The sequence below is a fragment of the Rhizobium arsenicireducens genome, assembly GCF_964021225.1.
Window position 1 is genome coordinate 3323393 of record NZ_CAXHYK020000001.1, and the last position, 16730, is coordinate 3340122.

The window sequence follows — 16730 nt, forward strand, 5'->3', positions numbered from 1 at the left end:
TCAAGTAACGGAGGAGAAGACTATGATGAATTCCCTGAAATCCTTTGGCCTCGCGGCCGCATTCATCGCCGGCCTTGCCAGCACCGCCCATGCGGAAATCGCCTTGAACCTGTCCACCTCGCAGAACCCGCAGGATCCGCTCGTCATCGCCATGGAGGGCGCGAAGGAGAAGATCGAGGAACGCAGCAAGGGCGAGATCAAGATCACCATCTTCCCGAGTTCGCAACTTGGCTCCGACAATGATGTGCTCGAGCAGATCCGCAACGGCGCCAACATCGCCGTGCTGGTGGATGCCGGCCGTCTCGCTCCGTTCCAAAAAGAGCTGGGCATCCTCTCGGCGCCCTACCTCGTTGACGATTACAGCAAGTATTCCGCCATCACGTCCTCGCCCGTCTATGCCGAATGGGTCGAGAAGCTTGCCCAATCTTCGGGTATCCGCCTCCTGAACTACAACTGGTTCCAGGGCACTCGCCAGATGTTCTCCAAGAACCCGGTCAAGGGTCCGGCCGATCTCTCCGGCGTGCGCGTGCGCACAATCGACGCGCCCGGCTGGATCGCCACCGTCAACGCAATGGGCGCGACCGCCGTACCAATGCCGTGGTCGGAGGTCTATTCCGCGCTCCAGCTCGGCGCGATCGACGGTGCGGAGGCGCAGCTGACCGGCGCCTACGGCATCAAGATGCATGAGGTGGTCAAGAACGTCGCCCTGACAAATCACGTGCAACTCTATACCGGCCTTGCCACATCCGAGCAGTGGTTCCAATCGCTCCCGGAGGAGATGCGCAAGATCATCGTCGAGGAGCTTGCCGCCGCTGGTGACGAAGCGACCCGGATGACGGTCGAGAAGCTGGACAGCGTTCGCAAGGAGATGGAGGCCGCCGGCGTGACCTTCACCGAAGTCAATCTCGATGATTTCAGGACCCGCGTGCCTGGCGTCTACACCGAACTCGGCCTGGAAGAGCCGCGCAAGGCGCTGGAGCCGTTCATCGCCGCTGCCCAGTAAGCACAGGCCCTGACGAGGCGAACAAAAAGGTCAATGACGCAAGCCCGCGTCATTGGCCCTGGAGGGGACATATGTGGAAATTCTTTGATCGCGCCGAGGAGATCCTGGCGCTCGTCTTTCTGGCAGGCACGGTGATCAGCGTATTGGCCGGCGCCATCGGACGCTCGATCGGCTCGCCGTTTCCACAAGGGCCAGAAATAGCCCAACTGCTGTTGATCTGGACCTGCATGCTAGGGGCAGATCTCACCATCAAGCGCGGCGAACACATTCGCGTGTCCGCTTTGCCGGATGCGCTTTCGCCTCGCTATCGGATCGTCCTGAACTGGGTCTGCCTCATCTGCATCGTCCCTTTTCTCGGTTATATCGTCTTTCTCGGCACGCAACTCGCCCTGTCCAACTGGGCTCGCGAACTCGGAGCGTCTGGCTTGAGCTATGGCATGGTCACTCTGGCCCTGCCGGTCGGCGCGGCGCTGATGATCATTTCCGTCTTGCGCCGGGTCTTCGCCCATGGCGTGCTCTTTGCGCTTGAACCCGAAGTCGCAGAGCAGGAGTATCCCTTGTGATTTCCGCCCTTATCCTGATCCTGGCGTTGGGCTTCATCGTCATCGGCATGCCGGTCGCTTTCGCAATTGGCATTGCCAGTATGACCTATTTCCTTCTGCCCACGACCTTTCTGCCGGACAGTATCGCCGTGCAGCGCATCGTTGCGTCCAGCCAGTCCTTTCCGTTGCTCGCCGTCCCGCTGTTCATTCTCGTCGGGCATCTGATGAACGGTACCGGCATCACGCCGCGACTGACCAGTCTCGCGACCACGCTGGCCGGCTGGATGCGCGGCGGGCTTGGCCAGACGAGCCTTGTGCTGAGCGCGCTGATGGGCGGCATTTCCGGCTCCGCCGTTGCAGATGCGGCCATGCAGTCGCGCGTTCTCGGCGAACCGATGATCAAGAACGGCTATTCCCGCGGCTTCACGGGGGCACTGCTATCGATCGGCGGGCTGATCACCGCGACCCTCCCGCCCAGCCTCGGACTCATTCTCTATGGTTTCCTAGGCGAAGTTTCGATCGGCCGACTGTTCATCGCCGGTGTCGTGCCCGGCGTGCTCTTGACGATCGCGCTGATGTTCGCCACCAGCTGGGTGGCGCGCAAGCGTGACTACAAGCCGATAAACGACAGGCTGCCGACCTTCCGTGAGGTGGTCGCGGGATTCCGCATCAGCTTCTGGGCGATTCTTTTCCCCGTCTGGCTGCTGGTCGGCATTCGTTTCGGCCTGTTCACGCCGTCAGAAGCCGGCGCCTTCGCCGTTGCCTACACGCTGTTTATCGGGTTCTTCATCTATCGAGAATTGACACTCGCAAAGCTGGTGGATGCGCTGATGGCCAGCGTGCGCGACATCGGCATGATCATGATCATCATTCTGCTGTCAGGCGCCTTCGGCTATGTGATCACCTTCGAACGGGTGCCGCAAACCATCGCCGAGGTAACGCTCGGCCTGTTCTCCAGCCAGACCATGCTGCTCTTCGTCATCGCCATCTTCCTGCTGGTCTTCGGCATGCTGGTCGAGGCAACCGTCATCGTCATGCTTTTGACGCCGATACTCGTGCCCGTCATCACCGCCGCCGGCGTCGATCCCGTGCATTTCGGCCTTGTGATGATGACGCTCGTCACTTTCGGCGGAATGACGCCGCCGGTTGGCGTGTCTATGTTCACCGTCTGCGGCATCCTGAACTGTTCCTACAAGGAATATACGGTCGAGATGGTACCGCTGGTCGTTGCGGTGTTCGCGGTCGTCGTGGCGATGATCCTCTTCCCCGAGATCGTGTTGTTCCTGCCGAACTACTTGATGGGCTGAAGCCATCGAGGGGCGCCTGCGGCCGCCCCTCAAGATTTCCACAGTGAGTGACGCCATGCTGCTGCATCCCGACCGTCTGTTTCCCGCCGACCCCGCGACACGGGCCGTCGCCCGCGATCTCTACCGCACCGTCGAACTCTTGCCGATCGTCTCGCCGCACGGCCACACCGATCCACGCTGGTGGGGAGAAGACCCAGCCTTCGGCAACCCCTCGGAACTGTTCGTCATCCCCGATCACTACGTCGTGCGCATGCTCGTCAGCCAGGGCGTCCCCTATGAGGCGCTGGGCATCGGCGCGGATGCGGAGAAGAACCCGCGCGCCATCTGGCGAACGTTCGCCCGCCATTATCACCTGTTCCGCGGCACGCCGTCGCGCCTTTGGCTCGACCATGCCTTTTCCGCGGTCTTCGGCCTGCAGGAGCGCCTGTGCGAAGACAACGCCGAACGCCATTACGATGCGATCGCGGAGCGGCTGGACGAGCCGGGCTATCGACCGCGGGCCCTCTTCGACCGTTTCGGCATCGAAGTGATTGCCACGACCGACAGTGCGCTCGACGATCTGGCCCATCACCAGGCCGCTCGGGCCTCCGGTTGGAAGGGCCGGATCGTGCCAACCTATCGACCCGACGGCGTTGTAGACCCCGATACCCACGAATTCCGGCAGAACATCGAACAGCTCGGCATGCTGACCGGCTGCGACGTTGGAACCTGGGAAGGTTATCTCGCCGCCCACCGCAGCCGCCGTACCTTTTTCCGGTCCATGGGCGCGACCGCGACCGATCACGGTCATCCGACCCCACAGACGGCGGATCTCATGCAGGCCGAAGCGAGCGCGCTCTACCAGAGGGTCCTCAATGCCGAGCTGCATAGGGGCGATGCCGAACTGTTCCGGGCCCAGATGCTGACCGAGATGGCCCGCATGTCGATCGAGGACGGACTGGTCATGCAGTTGCACGCCGGTTCACTGCGCAGCCATCATGCCGGCGTGTTGAAACAGTATGGGCGTGATCGCGGCCTCGACATCCCGCTTGCGACGAGCTTCACCGAAGCCTTGCGGCCGCTGCTCAACGCGGTCGGCATGGATCCGCGGCTGACGCTCATTCTCTTTACCCTCGACGAAAGCGTCTATGCGCGCGAACTGGCGCCGCTTGCAGGCGTCTATCCATCGCTCCGCCTCGGCCCGCCCTGGTGGTTCCACGACAGCTATGAAGGCATACGCCGCTATCGCGAAGCGACGACCGAAACGGCCGGATTCATGAACACCGCCGGTTTCAACGACGACACGCGCGCACTCTGCTCCATCCCGGCGCGGCACGACGTCAGCCGTCGGACTGACTGCGCTTTCCTCGCCGAACTCGTCACCAGCCATCGGCTGGACGAGGCCGAGGCCCATGAACTCGCTCCGCTTCTCGCCGGCGATCTTGCCCGGCGTGCCTATCGGCTCTGAATGATGACGGCACCGGCATTGACATCGGCGACACCAACAGCGCGCTATACTCGCCCTGTCCGACCCTGGACTATACGTAAAGATAGCCTATGCCGCCAGGCTGTTCGCTTGTTTTGGAGCGCGCCTGTATTGCGCGACAGGAGTACCATGCGCTCCGATGAGTGAAGCCAGCCTCAATCATTCCCCAAAACTATGCTTCCTATTTTCTCTATCTATTTGATTGATGCATCCTGTCGGGCGATCCTTTCCGTGCGTGGTCGCCGTCTTGCAGAATCCGGCGGTCGCCCGACAACAAAAAAGGGGAACGTTCATGATGAAAGCCATTCTGTCCTGCGCACTGGCTGCCGGTCTTGCGATCGCAGCGGTTGCACTGCCGTCCGTGGCCGCTGCCGACGAGCTGGAGACCATCAAGGCCGCCGGCGAGTTCAAATTTGCCAATAGCGGTGCCTATCCGCCCTTCAGCTTCGTCAACGACCAGAATGTCGTCGTCGGCTTCGACGTCGACATCGGCAACGAGATCGCCAAGCGTCTCGGCGTCAAGGGCGTCAACGTCTCCACCGCCTGGGACGGTATCATCGCCGGGTTACTGGCCGGCAAATACAATTCCGTCATCGGCAGCATGACCATCACGGCCGAGCGTCAGAAAGCTGTCGACTTCGCTGGCCCTTACTACCGCTCGGGCCGCGGTATCTTCGTACCGGAAGGCTCGGATGCAAAGTCGCTCGACGATCTCAAGGACAAGACCATCGGCGTGACGCTGGGCGAAACCCACGAAAAATGGGCCCGCGAACGCGGTGGCTGGGAAATCCGCACCTACAAGGGGCTGCCGGAACTCTTTCTTGAGCTGAAGGCCGGTCGCGTCGACGCAATCATCGTCGACAGCATTCCGGTCATGGTTGCCGTGAAGGACAACGGTGAAAAGCTTCGCAAGCTCGAAACGTCCGACGTAGATGGCGGCGCCGTCGACATCGGTATTGCCATCCGCAAAGAAAATCCGGAACTCAAGGCCGCGGTGCAGAAGGCTTTGGACGACATGATGGCTGACGGCACCTACGAAGCCATCTCCATGAAATGGATCGGCGCGGACATCCGCTAAGGCTCTTTGATCGGGCGGGGTCCATCCCCGCCCGTTAGTCCAGCACCTGGCGAAACGGCAGATTTGCGCATCACGGAAAAATCGTCCGTCCGCCTGCTTCCGAACGCGTGTCCGACAAGGTCCCTTGCGATGGATTTCGCTCTCATCATCCGCATTTTGCCGGTCTTTATCGACGCGGCCTGGACGACCGTCGAGATCTCACTGATCTCGCTGCTGCTCGGCCTTGCCGTCGCGTCGCTGATAACGGCCGCCCGCATGTCCCATTTTGTCTGGTTCCGGTTCCTCGGCGCGGCCTATGTCAGTGTGTTTCGCGGAACGCCGGCACTCATTCAGATTTTCCTGCTCTATTTCGGCGGGCCGCAGGTCGGCATCCAGCTCGAACCCTTCGCAGCAGGATCGATCGCACTCGGCCTCAACATCGGCGCTTATATGGCCGAATCCATGCGCGGCGGCATTCTGGCCGTCGACCGCGGGCAGATGGAAGCCGCCCGATCCCTTGGGTTCGCGAGCGGCCAGGCGTTTCGCTGGATCGTCCTGCCCCAGGCGGCCAAGCTCATGATTCGCCCGCTCGGGGTCAATACGGTTGCGCTCGTCAAGGGCACGGCGCTCGTTGCTACCATCTCGGTGGTCGACCTGACCTACACCGCGCAACGCTTTATCGGCTCGACTTACAAGCCTTTCGAGATCTTTGCGGTGACCGCGGTCCTCTACATGGTCATGGTGTACGGTCTGACACTTCTGATCGACGCGCTCGATCGCCGTTACGCCGAGGAGACTTGAGCAATGCAAGGCCTCGATTTCAGCGTTGTTCCGCCCTACTGGACGCTCCTTGGCGAGGGTATCTGGTGGACCTTGGTGCTCTCCTCCACGTCGGCGGTGTTCAGCATCATCGCCGGTGTCATTTTCGCGCTGCTGATACTCTATGGCGCGGCGATCGTGCGCTATCCGCTACGCCTGTTCATGTGGATGTTCATGGGCACGCCGCTCCTGTTGCAGCTTTTCCTGATCTACTTCGGGCTGGTACAGATCGGCATCGACATTCCCGCCATCTGGGCCGGCATTATCGGTCTTTCCCTACATTTCGCCGTCTACAACGCCGATATCTTCCGCGCCGGCATCGTCGCACTCGACAGCGGCCAGACGGAAGCTGCGCGCTCCCTCGGTTTCGGCCGCTGGCAAACGCTCTTTTACATCGTGGTACCCCAGGCGGTGCGCAATACACTGCCGGCCGTCGGCAACATGATGATCGCACTTCTGAAAAAGTCTTCGATCGTGTCCATGATCGGGATCGCCGAACTGGTGCATAGCGCACAGCTTGCCATCAGCGAGACCTACCGGCCGTTCGAATTCTACATCACGGCGGCCGCTCTCTATTACATTCTCAACCTGATCCTCGAGGCCGTCCTGCGCCGGATCGAACGCAAAGTGGAGCTTTCGCGATGAACGATATGCGCCCGATGATCGAGGTGCGCCAGGCGCGCAAGTCATATGGCTCTCTGGAGGTTCTCAAAGGCATTGATTTGAGCGTCAATCGCGGCCAGATCATCGCCGTGATCGGTCCGAGCGGATCCGGCAAAAGCACGCTCCTGCGCTCGATCAATCATCTGGAGACGCTCGACAGCGGCGAGATCTGGCTGGATGGCGTCAAGGTCAACCAGACACTTCCCCGGCGTGCCTTCGAGAAGCACATCAATCAGGTGCGCCAGCAAATGGGAATGGTGTTCCAGCACTTCAACCTGTTCCCCCACCTGAGCGTTGCGGACAACATCTCCATCGCGCCGGTCAAGCTCAAGGGCATGACCAAGGCGGCCGCTCGCGAGCTGGCATTGACCATGCTCGACAAGGTCGGGCTCACTGAAAAGATCGACGCCTTTCCGGCCCGTCTTTCGGGCGGTCAGAAGCAGCGTGTCGCGATTGCGCGGGCGCTGGCCATGCAGCCAAAGGTGATGCTGTTTGACGAGGCAACCTCGGCGCTCGATCCGGAGTTGGTGGACGAGGTCAATCTCGTGATGAAACAGCTCGCCGCCGAGCACATGACCATGGTCATCGTGACCCATGAAATGCGCTTTGCCGAAGAAGTCGCCGACACGGTGCTCTTCATGGCCGACGGTATGGTAGTCGAGGAGGGCAAGCCCCACGATTTGTTCAGCAATCCCAAGCAAGAGCGGACCCGGACCTTTCTCCGGAAGTTCCTTAACGCCTGACCGAAGGAAGGAAGGCAAGCAAGCATGACAAAGGTGGAATTCCCCGACTTCGGCCTGACGGAAACGCAACGCCGCGAAGCGGTGCTTGGGCATTATTACGAATATCCCGGCATGGACGGAGAGCGCGGCGAGATCTGGTGCTATTCCGACCGTTTCTCCTACGCGCCGGGCGATGAGGTGACGCTGTTCATCAGCTCGACGGCTTCCTCTTGCGATATCGACATCCTTCGCGACGGTGCGAGCGAAGAGCACGCACTGGCCATCTGCTCCGTTCCAACCTCTTGGCAGGAGACCCCGGATCAATGCTCGGTCGAGGGCTGCGGCTGGCAACCGAGCCACAGCTTCCGCATCCCAAACGACTGGCCATCCGGCGCCTACCGGCTGACGTTGAGGGCTGAGGGCCGCGACGGGAAGCCAATCCACTGCCATCATCTTTTCATCCTCTGCCCTGCGGCCGGGGCCAAGCCGGGCCGCATCCTGCAGATCGCCGCGACGGGCACATGGACAGCCTATAACACCTGGGGCGGCTCCAATCATTATCAGGGGATTACCGGTGCGAACCGCGATCAATATGCGACGCGGGTGAGCACGCAGCGGCCCTGGTGCCGCGGCTTCGTTGTTCTGCCGAAAGAGGCCCCGCGCGTGCCGCTCGAAATCGAAACGCCGCCAGCGACAGCGCCGCGCTATCCCCATATGGAATGGGCCTATTCAACCGGGCACTCGAAGAAATACGCCTCCTCCGGCTGGGCGAGCTATGACAGCCATTTCTTCCGCTGGGCGGAAGAGGCAGGCTATGCCATCGACCTTGCCAGCCAACACGAATTGCATTCCCGGCCGGAAATTCTAGATGACTATGACTGCGCCGTCTTCGTCGGCCATGACGAATACTGGACCTGGGAAATGCGCGATGCCGTCGACCGATTCGTCGAGCGCGGCGGTTTTGCCGCACGCTTTGCCGGAAATTTCATGTGGCAGACACGGCTGGAGGACGGCGGCCAGACCCAGGTCTGCTATAAATACCGGGCACGCGCCGAGGACCCGGTCTACGCGGGCGGCGACGTCACACGCGCCACCAATTCCTGGGAGGCCCCGGAAATCGGGCGGCCGGGCGCGTTGACCTTCGGGCTCAATGCCACGCGCGGCCTATACGCCGGCTGGGGCGGTTGCGCGCCACGCGGCGCCCGCGGCTTTCCCGTTTACCGGCCGAGCCACTGGGCCTTCGCCGGGACAGGCATCTACTATGGCGACCTGCTCGGAGCCGGGAGCCACGTCTTCGGCTACGAGGTCGACGGACTGGACTACGTGATCCGCAACGGTCTTCCCGAACCGGGCGGCGAGGACGACGTGCCTGACGGCCTCGAGATCCTGGCGCTCGGCATGACCTCGCTGGTCGAGGAAAGTGCCGACATCGCCGTCGAGGATCAGTTCCTGACTGACGAAGACGGTCGTTTCGTCGCAGAAACGCTCTATGGCTCGCGCAGCGATGCGAACCTGGAGAAGGTCAAACGCGGCTGCGGCATGATCGTCAACTTCCCGAAGGGCAAGGGGGAGGTCTTCCACGTCGGTTCCACCGAATGGATCGCCGGACTCCTGCGCGCAGATACCATGGTCGAACGCGTTACCCGCAACGTGCTCGATCGCGCCCTTCATCCCTCCAGCCGATAACGTGGTCATCATGAAATCGAAGAAAGTCGTCATTACCTGCGCCGTAACCGGCTCGGTCCACACCCCCTCGATGTCGCCGCACCTGCCCTACAAGCCGGAAGACATTGCGACACAATCGATCGACGCGGCCGAAGCCGGCGCCTCGATCCTGCATCTGCACGCACGCGATCCGGAGAACGGCCGTCCGACGGCCGATCCGGCCATTTTCATGCGTTTCCTGCCAGTGATCAAGCAAGCCTGCGATGCCGTGATCAACATTTCTACCGGCGGCTCTTCACTGATGTCGCTCGACGACCGGCTGGCGGCGGCTCTTTCGGCCGAACCGGAAATGTGCTCACTCAACATGGGGTCGATGAATTTCGGCCTTTATCCCATGCTGGACCGGCCGCGCGAGTGGCAGCACGCTTGGGAACCGCAATTGCTGGAAGCGACGCGTGGCACGATCTTCAAGAATACCTTTGCCGACATCGAGGCGATCCTGAAGCGCCTGGGCGAGGGCTGCGGCACGCGCTTCGAATTCGAATGCTATGATGTCGGCCACCTCTACACGCTTGCCCATTTCCGCGATCGCGGCTTGGTTTCCGGACCGCTGTTCATTCAGTTCGTTTTCGGCGTCCTCGGCGGCATCGGGGCCGACCCGGACAACCTCGTCCACATGAAACGGATTGCCGACAAGCTGTTCGGCGACGAGTATCGCTTTTCCGTCCTGGCAGCTGGGCGACATCAGATGCCGATGATCACCATGGGAGCGACCATGGGCGGCAGCGTCCGCGTCGGGCTGGAGGACAGCCTTTTTGATGGCCGTGAACTGGCCACGTCCAATGCCGCCCAGGTCAGACGGATCCGAAAAATCCTCGAAGGCCTGTCACTCGAAGTCGCAACGCCGGAGGAGGCCCGTGCCATGCTGTCCCTCAAGGGCGGCGACCGAGTCGCCTTCTAGGACGGGGACGCAGACAAGCGCGGCACGCGGTAGCAAGACAAGAACCCAGCGGAGCGATCATGAAGACCTTCTTTGCCGATGAACAGAAACGCCATGACCCGAAGTTCTTCCTGTCGAGTGGCGGGCGTCAACCCAATCCCGAGCAGCCGGAACGCGTCGAGCGGCTGCTCGAGGGCGCCCGCGCCGCGGGTCTCGAGATCGTCCGGCCCGTCGATCATGGGCTTGGACCGATCTCGGCCATTCACACGCCGGAATATCTCGATTTCCTGAAACGCATCTACGGACGCTGGCAGCACATCGAGGGCGCTTCGGAAGAGGTCATCCCTAACATCCATCCCATCGCCCGCACCGGCTCCTATCCGGCCTCGGCGGTAGGCCAAGCCGGCTACCATATGGCCGACACCTCCTGCCCGATTTCTGCAGAGACTTGGGAGAGCGCCTGCTGGAGCGCGTGGAGCGCCACCTCTGCGGCGGAGGCGGTGGCCGCCGGCGATCCGTGGGCCTATGCACTCTGCCGTCCGCCGGGCCACCATGCCTTCCGCGATGTGGCTGGCGGCTTCTGCTTCTTCAACAATTCGGCGATCGCCGCGCAGCGGTTGAGGCGCTCGGCTGAACGGGTGGCAATCATCGACGTCGATCTTCACCATGGGAATGGTACACAAGGCATCTTCTATGAGCGGAGCGACGTGCTCACCGTCTCCATCCATGCCGATCCGGTGCGTTTCTATCCGTTCTTCTGGGGCCATGCCGACGAGCGAGGCGAGGGCTTGGGCCTCGGCTACAATTACAATCTGCCGCTTGCGCGCAAATCGGATGATGCGGCCTATCTCGAAGCATTATCGGCGACGCTGCGGCGTGTGGAGGCCTTCAGCCCCGACGCCATCGTCATAGCACTCGGGCTCGACGCCTTCGAAAAGGATCCCTTCGGCGGGCTCTCGGTCTCTACACCGGGGTTTTCGCGGATCGGCGAGGCGATCGCCAAGCTCGATCGCCCGGCAGTCATCGTTCAGGAAGGTGGCTATCTCTGCGACGAACTCGGCGACAACCTGACCGCCTTCCTGACTGGCTACGGCACCATCGCCGTCTGAGGCGCTAGGTTTGGGCGCTCGCCGGGCCGGGATAGGTTCGCTCGGCAAGCGGCAACGAGGCAATCGCCTTGCGCAGTTCGGCGAGGAGAATACTCTCGGCACGGCCGCGACGCGCCGCACGGTCATGGACGAGATGGACGTCTATGTTCGGCGCCGTCTCGTATGGCGGCAGCCGCCAGAGCCGGCCGGCGCGCACGTCGTCTTCAACCACATGGATCGGCATGGGGCCAAAACCGAAGTTGGCTATGATAAGTCGCTTCACCTCTTCCAGATGCGACGAGGTGCCGATGACCGCGCCCTCGAACCCCTCCTGCTGGCGCAGGAGGGCGACGGGCCACAGGGCGCCGGACATCTGGTCGGTCTTGAACGAGACGTAAGGTTCGTGGCGCAAGGCCGAAAGCGGAATATCCGACTTCCCGAACAGCGAATGGCGGGGGCCGCAGAAATAGCCGAAAGCTTCGCGATAGAGCAATTCGTACTCGAGCTTCGGATGCCGCTCCTCCATCAGGCAGACACCAAAACAGGCATCCCGGTTCGCCACCGCCACCGCGACATCACGGCTCGGCGCCACCGTCATCGACAGCGTCACCTGTGGAAAAGCGCGATGGAAGGCGGCAAGAACCTCGTCGAAGAAAGGGCAAACCACATGGCTGGCGAGGGCAATATCGATATGGCCGCTGAGGTCGCCGGGAAGTTGCTCCACCTGCTGGGGCAGCCCGGAGACGATATCGAACAGGGCGACGCATTCGCTGAACAGGCGTCGCCCTGCAGGCGTGACCGAAAAATGCGAAGCATTGCGCTCGATCAGCCGGCAATCCATGTGGATTTCAAGGCGCCTGAGGGCGTTACTGATGGTCGGCTGCTTCAGCGAGAGCTTTTCTCCAGCCGCCGTCAGCCCCTGCTCCTGTACGATCACCATGAAGGTGCGGAGCAGGTTCCAGTCCAATTCCCAAACGAAACGCCGTCGCGGACCAGCCATGCCCACATCATTCCTTCTGCGAATGCTTGTGGTTATAGCTATTGCATGAATTGATTTGGCGTCAAAGCCGAACACCGGCCGGACAAGAAGAAGAGGAGACAAAGTGATGACAATCCTGACCTATCAAGGGGTCGTCTATCCCGCGCAATGCGACGCCATGGGGCATATGAATGTACAATTCTACATCGCCGCCTTCGACCAGTCGCTGTGGCACCTGATGGCGGCTTCGGGATATTCAGCCTCCTGGATCACCGAGCGCCGGCAGGGCTGGGCCGACCGCCGCTACGAAATCGATTTTCGTCAGGAACTCCCGGTCGGCAGCCTGTTCGAGATCAAAGGTTCGGTGATGAAGGTCGGACGCACCTCGCTGACCACCTACCACGGCCTGACGAACAAGGCGGATGGCACGCTTTGCGCCGAGCTTCTCGCCGTGTCGGTCTATTTCGACCTGGCGGCGCGCCAAGCGCTGGCCCTGCCAGATGAGATTGTCGAGGGCGCAGCCAAGCTATTGGGCTGAGAGAGGCTGCCCTTTCGCGAGAAACCTGAAAAAAGCGGTCAGCCGCACGGCTGGCTTCGGCAGAAGGATCCGGATCTCTACGCGGAGCGAAGCGCAGATCCGCTATCGTACCATTGCTTTCGAGCTCCGCCTGGACAGACTGCAACGGGGGCAGATATCGCTCGGCGAGATCCTGTAGGTCATCGCCGCGCGCCGGTAGGCCGACATTGAGCGCTGCGATGGTAGCGCCACGCGCAGTGAGCACCGGCACGGCGATAGAGCGTAAGCCAAGTTCGACCTCCTGATCGATCACGGCATAGCCCTGCTCTCGCACGACGCGGATGCGCTCCACGACGATGTCGGGATCGGTCACGGTGAGCGGCGTGCGGGCGACGAGCGGACGCCGTGCAAGACGATCACGGATCTCGCCCTCCGGCAGCGCCGCCAGAAGAACGCGGCCCATCGAGGTGCAGAAGGCCGGCAGGCGAGAGCCCGGCATCAAGGCGATCGACATGACCTTGCGCTGGGCGGCGCGAGCGACATAGACGATCTCGTCCCCATCGAGGATGGAGACCGAGGAGCTTTCGCCCAGTTCGTCCGATAGCCGATCGAGCAACGGCTGCACCATTTGCGGCAGAGGCATTGTGGCGAGGCAGGCCGTTCCGAGGCGCAGAACGCGCGGTGTCAGCGTGAAGAATTTGCCGTCATAGTCCGCGTAGCCGTAATGGGCGAGCGTGAGCAGGCAGCGCCTGGCGGTAGCCCTGTCTAGGCCGCTTGCCGCCGCCACTTGCGCAATGCTCTGACGCGGATGGTCCGCGGTGAATGTTTCGATCACGGCCAGGCCCTTGGCCAGCCCCCCCATGGTGTCGCGTTCAGAAATGCTCATTGCAACGCTCGTGCGATATGTCAACAAATACATCATATCGCACAAAGTGCATTGCCGAGAAAGCCCATTATTCCTATCCATTACAGATAGGCCGCATGATCGCGATCGGCGGCGAACGAGGAGATACCGATGGACAAGACAGTCCCCAGCCTGGCTGAGGCCGTGGCCAAGATCGGCGATGGCGCAACGGTGATGATTGGCGGATTCGGCGGCTCGGGGGCGCCGATCGAACTGATCCACGCGCTCATCGACCGCTTTGTGCAGACCGGCCACCCCACGAATCTGACGGTGGTGAACAATAATGCCGGTAACGGCCATGTCGGTCTCGCGGCGCTGATCGAGCAGGGCATGGTGAAGAAACTCATCTGCTCCTTCCCGCGCTCAGCCGATCCCAAGGTTTTTACGGAGAAGTATTTCGCCGACGAAATCGAACTCGAACTGGTTCCCCAGGGAACGCTCGCGGAGCGCATCCGCGCCGGTGGCGCCGGTATTCCGGCCTTCTACACCCCGACGGCCTATGGCACGGATCTCGCCAAGGGCAAGAAGATCGAGGAGTTCGACGGCCGGTCCTATGTTCAGGAGCGTTGGCTCAAGGCCGACTTCGCGATCGTCAAGGGGCATGTGGGCGACACGCATGGCAACCTGACCTACAACAAGGCGGCTCGCAATTTTAACCCGCTGATGTGCATGGCCGCGGCCCATACCATCGTGCAGGTATCGAAGCTCGTCACAGCCGGCGAGATCGACCCCGAAAACGTCATCACACCCGGCATCTTCGTTCAGGCGGTTGTCGAAGTCCCCGAGCCTCAGCAGGAAGAAGTCCTTAACCGCGCGGGAGCGAGCTATCCATGACCGACAAGCTATCCAACGCCCAGATCGCCTGGCGCGCAGCCCAGGACATCGAAGACGGCGCCTATGTCAACCTCGGCATCGGCTTTCCCGAAATGGTCGCGCAATATCAGCCGCCGGGACGCCAGGCGGTGTTTCACACCGAAAACGGCATCCTGGATTTCGGCGAACCGCCAGCGGCAGGCGACGAGGACTGGGATCTGATCAATGCCGGCAAGAAGGCAGTGACGCTCAATCCAGGCGCCGCCTTCTTCCACCACGCCGACAGCTTCGCCATGGTACGCGGCGGGCACCTCGACGTCGCCATTCTCGGCGCCTACCAGGTGGCCCAGAACGGCGACCTGGCCAACTGGAGCGTCGGCGCGGGCGGCGTGCCGGCTGTGGGCGGGGCCATGGATCTCGTGCATGGCGCAAAGCGGGTCGCGGTCATCACCGAGCATGTGACGAAAAAGGGCGAGCCGAAGCTTCTCGATCGCTGCACCCTGCCCTTGACCGGCGTCGGCTGCGTGACGCGCGTCTATACCAGCCTCGCCGTGATCGACATCGAGAATGGCCGTTTCGTCCTGCGCGAAAAGCTGCCGTCGATCTCGCTTGAACAATTGCAGTCCATGACCGGCGCCGAGCTTCTCGTGCCCGGTCCGGTGGCCGACCTCATCGTGCCGGAAGCCTCTGACATGACCGAAGCTTACATCTGCGACTATATCCGCACCCCGATCGGCCGTTTCGGCGGATCCCTGTCCTCGGTCCGCGCCGACGATCTCGGCGCGATCCCGCTCAAGGCGTTGATGGCAAAGCACGGCAATCTCGATTTCGAGGCCGTGGAAGATGTGATCTTCGGCTGTGCCAACCAGGCGGGCGAGGACAATCGAAACGTCGCGCGCATGTCGCTGCTGCTCGCCGGCCTGCCGGTGAGTGTGACGGGCACAACGATCAATCGCCTCTGCGGCTCGGGCATGGATGCGGTGATGACCGCGGCCCGCGCGATCAAAGCCGACGAGGCCGAACTGATGATCGCCGGTGGCGTCGAAAGCATGTCGCGCGCGCCCTTCGTCATGCCGAAGGCCGAAACGGCCTTCTCCCGCCATGCCGAGATTCACGACACGACCATTGGCTGGCGCTTCGTCAATCCGCTGATGAAGAAGCAATACGGCGTCGATTCGATGCCTGAGACCGGCGAGAACGTCGCCTCTGATTTCTCGGTCAGCCGCGACGATCAGGATGCCTTTGCCTTGCGCTCGCAGGCGAAGGCTTCTGCTGCCCATGAGAACGGCCGGCTGGCGAAGGAAATCACGCCGGTGACGATCCCGCAGCGCAAGGGCGATCCGGTCGTCGTCGACAAGGACGAACATCCGCGCGCGACGACGATCGAGACCCTCGCCAAGCTCGGCACCCCGTTCAAAAAGGAGGGCGGCACGGTGACGGCCGGCAATGCCTCGGGGGTCAACGACGGCGCGGCCGCGCTGATCATCGCCTCGGAAGCGGCCGCGAAAAAGCATGGCCTCACCCCGATTGCGCGCATCCTCGGCGGCGCGACCGCCGGCGTTCCACCGCGCATCATGGGCATCGGCCCGGCACCGGCCTCGCAGAAGCTGATGGCGCGGCTGGGCATGACCCAGGACCAATTCGACGTGATCGAGCTCAACGAGGCCTTTGCGTCGCAGGGCCTGGCGACGCTGCGCCAGCTCGGCATTGCCGACGACGATCCGCGCGTCAACCGGAACGGTGGCGCCATCGCACTTGGCCATCCGCTCGGCATGTCGGGCGCCCGCATCACCGGCACGGCGGCACTTGAACTGCAATTGACCGGCGGTCGATTCTCGCTTTCCACAATGTGCATCGGCGTGGGTCAGGGTATCGCAATCGCGCTGGAGCGCATCTGAAGTGCGTCGGCCGTGAAGTGCCTGGACAGCCACTTCACGGCCGGGGCGTGACGCGTACCCGCCTGTCGCCCGGGGTCAAGGCGAGCAATCGATAGCGATGCGGCCGGACGACCGCGTTTCTATCCGCCCAGAACGGACATGTGGCGCGCTATGCCATTTTTTGCGCGTGGCAAGATTTCGAACGAATGGCCCTTAGGCCTGTGGCTCAACGCCTCACGGACAAGCCGGTCGATCGCAGAGACCGGATCCTTGCCGCGTAGCGAGCGCTACGGCATATCGGGACAGGAAGGTGCCATTGGTCCTTGGTGTCACTTCGCCCAGATCGCCGCTCCGAGGATGCGGCGACAA

The 16730-nt window shown here is 62.1% G+C and carries 15 protein-coding genes and 2 pseudogenes; 15 read left to right on the forward strand and 2 right to left on the reverse strand.

The window, feature by feature from the left end; genetic code table 11:
- Nucleotides 1–22 precede the first annotated feature (22 nt).
- The 11 genes from ACWPVA_RS16490 (at nucleotide 23) to ACWPVA_RS16540 (ending at nucleotide 11292) form a co-directional block, all read left to right on the forward strand.
- On the forward strand, nucleotides 23–1003 hold the full coding sequence (locus ACWPVA_RS16490) for a C4-dicarboxylate TRAP transporter substrate-binding protein (RefSeq protein ID WP_454288710.1): 981 nt from the start codon (nucleotides 23–25) through the stop codon (nucleotides 1001–1003).
- A gap of 71 nt (nucleotides 1004–1074) precedes the next feature.
- Nucleotides 1075–1566, forward strand: a complete 492-nt coding sequence (locus ACWPVA_RS16495; protein WP_454288711.1) for a TRAP transporter small permease — start codon at nucleotides 1075–1077, stop codon at nucleotides 1564–1566.
- Nucleotides 1563–2852, forward strand: a complete 1290-nt coding sequence (locus tag ACWPVA_RS16500; RefSeq protein ID WP_454288712.1) for a TRAP transporter large permease — start codon at nucleotides 1563–1565, stop codon at nucleotides 2850–2852. Before ACWPVA_RS16495 ends, ACWPVA_RS16500 begins: the two co-directional genes overlap by 4 nt.
- A 55-nt stretch (nucleotides 2853–2907) precedes the next feature.
- Complete coding sequence (gene uxaC / locus ACWPVA_RS16505) at nucleotides 2908–4299, forward strand: glucuronate isomerase (RefSeq protein ID WP_454289621.1); 1392 nt, start codon at nucleotides 2908–2910, stop codon at nucleotides 4297–4299.
- Nucleotides 4300–4612: 313 nt separating this feature from the next.
- Nucleotides 4613–5395, forward strand: coding sequence for an ABC transporter substrate-binding protein (locus ACWPVA_RS16510; protein ID WP_454289622.1), 783 nt, complete (start codon nucleotides 4613–4615; stop codon nucleotides 5393–5395).
- 129 nt (nucleotides 5396–5524) lie between these two features.
- Entirely contained in the window at nucleotides 5525–6175 is a 651-nt protein-coding gene (locus ACWPVA_RS16515; RefSeq protein ID WP_454288713.1) for an amino acid ABC transporter permease, read from the forward strand.
- Between the two features lie 3 nt (nucleotides 6176–6178).
- On the forward strand, nucleotides 6179–6838 hold the full coding sequence (locus ACWPVA_RS16520) for an amino acid ABC transporter permease (RefSeq protein WP_454288714.1): 660 nt from the start codon (nucleotides 6179–6181) through the stop codon (nucleotides 6836–6838).
- Complete coding sequence (locus tag ACWPVA_RS16525; RefSeq protein ID WP_454288715.1) at nucleotides 6835–7599, forward strand: amino acid ABC transporter ATP-binding protein; 765 nt, start codon at nucleotides 6835–6837, stop codon at nucleotides 7597–7599. The genes ACWPVA_RS16520 and ACWPVA_RS16525 overlap by 4 nt, the downstream gene beginning before the upstream one ends.
- A 24-nt stretch (nucleotides 7600–7623) precedes the next feature.
- Nucleotides 7624–9264: a N,N-dimethylformamidase beta subunit family domain-containing protein gene (locus ACWPVA_RS16530; RefSeq protein WP_454288716.1), complete on the forward strand. Its 1641-nt coding sequence runs from the start codon at nucleotides 7624–7626 to the stop codon at nucleotides 9262–9264.
- A gap of 10 nt (nucleotides 9265–9274) precedes the next feature.
- Nucleotides 9275–10204, forward strand: coding sequence for a 3-keto-5-aminohexanoate cleavage protein (locus ACWPVA_RS16535; RefSeq protein ID WP_454288717.1), 930 nt, complete (start codon nucleotides 9275–9277; stop codon nucleotides 10202–10204).
- A gap of 59 nt (nucleotides 10205–10263) precedes the next feature.
- Entirely contained in the window at nucleotides 10264–11292 is a 1029-nt protein-coding gene (locus ACWPVA_RS16540) for a histone deacetylase family protein (RefSeq protein WP_454288718.1), read from the forward strand.
- A 4-nt stretch (nucleotides 11293–11296) separates the two neighbouring features.
- Here ACWPVA_RS16540 and ACWPVA_RS16545 read toward each other — a convergent pair whose 3' ends face one another.
- Nucleotides 11297–12271: a LysR family transcriptional regulator gene (locus ACWPVA_RS16545; RefSeq protein ID WP_454288719.1), complete on the reverse strand. Its 975-nt coding sequence runs from the start codon at nucleotides 12269–12271 to the stop codon at nucleotides 11297–11299.
- Nucleotides 12272–12377: 106 nt separating this feature from the next.
- Between ACWPVA_RS16545 and ACWPVA_RS16550 the strand changes: the two genes are divergently transcribed.
- Entirely contained in the window at nucleotides 12378–12788 is a 411-nt protein-coding gene (locus tag ACWPVA_RS16550; protein WP_454288720.1) for an acyl-CoA thioesterase, read from the forward strand.
- Between the two features lie 121 nt (nucleotides 12789–12909).
- On the opposite strand, the pseudogene ACWPVA_RS16555 reads toward ACWPVA_RS16550, so the two are convergent.
- Nucleotides 12910–13653: pseudogene (locus ACWPVA_RS16555) on the reverse strand (IclR family transcriptional regulator); the annotation flags it as partial.
- A 129-nt stretch (nucleotides 13654–13782) separates the two neighbouring features.
- Here ACWPVA_RS16555 and ACWPVA_RS16560 point away from each other — a divergent pair.
- From ACWPVA_RS16560 to pcaF, 3 genes and pseudogenes are all read left to right on the forward strand, one after another.
- Nucleotides 13783–14505 carry a 3-oxoacid CoA-transferase subunit A gene (locus tag ACWPVA_RS16560; protein WP_454288721.1) on the forward strand — a complete coding sequence of 241 codons (723 nt, stop codon included), beginning with the start codon at nucleotides 13783–13785 and terminating at the stop codon, nucleotides 14503–14505.
- Nucleotides 14502–15119: pseudogene (locus tag ACWPVA_RS16565) on the forward strand (3-oxoacid CoA-transferase subunit B); the annotation flags it as partial. The gene ACWPVA_RS16560 and the pseudogene ACWPVA_RS16565, both read left to right, overlap by 4 nt.
- Before the next feature lie 57 nt (nucleotides 15120–15176).
- On the forward strand, nucleotides 15177–16382 hold the full coding sequence (gene pcaF / locus ACWPVA_RS16570) for a 3-oxoadipyl-CoA thiolase (RefSeq protein WP_454289623.1): 1206 nt from the start codon (nucleotides 15177–15179) through the stop codon (nucleotides 16380–16382).
- The last annotated feature ends 348 nt before the right edge of the window (nucleotides 16383–16730 follow it).

What these genes read in the sequence shown, in the direction of transcription:
- ACWPVA_RS16520 (WP_454288714.1), top strand. Translation starts at nt 6,179, where the DNA reads ATGCAAGGCCTCGATTTCAGCGTTGTTCCGCCCTACTGGACGCTCCTT.
- ACWPVA_RS16530 (WP_454288716.1), top strand. Translation starts at nt 7,624, where the DNA reads ATGACAAAGGTGGAATTCCCCGACTTCGGCCTGACGGAAACGCAACGC.
- ACWPVA_RS16525 (WP_454288715.1), top strand. Translation starts at nt 6,835, where the DNA reads ATGAACGATATGCGCCCGATGATCGAGGTGCGCCAGGCGCGCAAGTCA.
- ACWPVA_RS16560 (WP_454288721.1), top strand. Translation starts at nt 13,783, where the DNA reads ATGGACAAGACAGTCCCCAGCCTGGCTGAGGCCGTGGCCAAGATCGGC.
- ACWPVA_RS16515 (WP_454288713.1), top strand. Translation starts at nt 5,525, where the DNA reads ATGGATTTCGCTCTCATCATCCGCATTTTGCCGGTCTTTATCGACGCG.
- pcaF (WP_454289623.1), top strand. Translation starts at nt 15,177, where the DNA reads ATGACCGAAGCTTACATCTGCGACTATATCCGCACCCCGATCGGCCGT.
- uxaC (WP_454289621.1), top strand. Translation starts at nt 2,908, where the DNA reads ATGCTGCTGCATCCCGACCGTCTGTTTCCCGCCGACCCCGCGACACGG.
- ACWPVA_RS16550 (WP_454288720.1), top strand. Translation starts at nt 12,378, where the DNA reads ATGACAATCCTGACCTATCAAGGGGTCGTCTATCCCGCGCAATGCGAC.
- ACWPVA_RS16545 (WP_454288719.1), bottom strand. Translation starts at nt 12,271, where the DNA reads ATGGCTGGTCCGCGACGGCGTTTCGTTTGGGAATTGGACTGGAACCTG.
- ACWPVA_RS16495 (WP_454288711.1), top strand. Translation starts at nt 1,075, where the DNA reads ATGTGGAAATTCTTTGATCGCGCCGAGGAGATCCTGGCGCTCGTCTTT.
- ACWPVA_RS16535 (WP_454288717.1), top strand. Translation starts at nt 9,275, where the DNA reads ATGAAATCGAAGAAAGTCGTCATTACCTGCGCCGTAACCGGCTCGGTC.
- ACWPVA_RS16540 (WP_454288718.1), top strand. Translation starts at nt 10,264, where the DNA reads ATGAAGACCTTCTTTGCCGATGAACAGAAACGCCATGACCCGAAGTTC.
- ACWPVA_RS16510 (WP_454289622.1), top strand. Translation starts at nt 4,613, where the DNA reads ATGAAAGCCATTCTGTCCTGCGCACTGGCTGCCGGTCTTGCGATCGCA.
- ACWPVA_RS16490 (WP_454288710.1), top strand. Translation starts at nt 23, where the DNA reads ATGATGAATTCCCTGAAATCCTTTGGCCTCGCGGCCGCATTCATCGCC.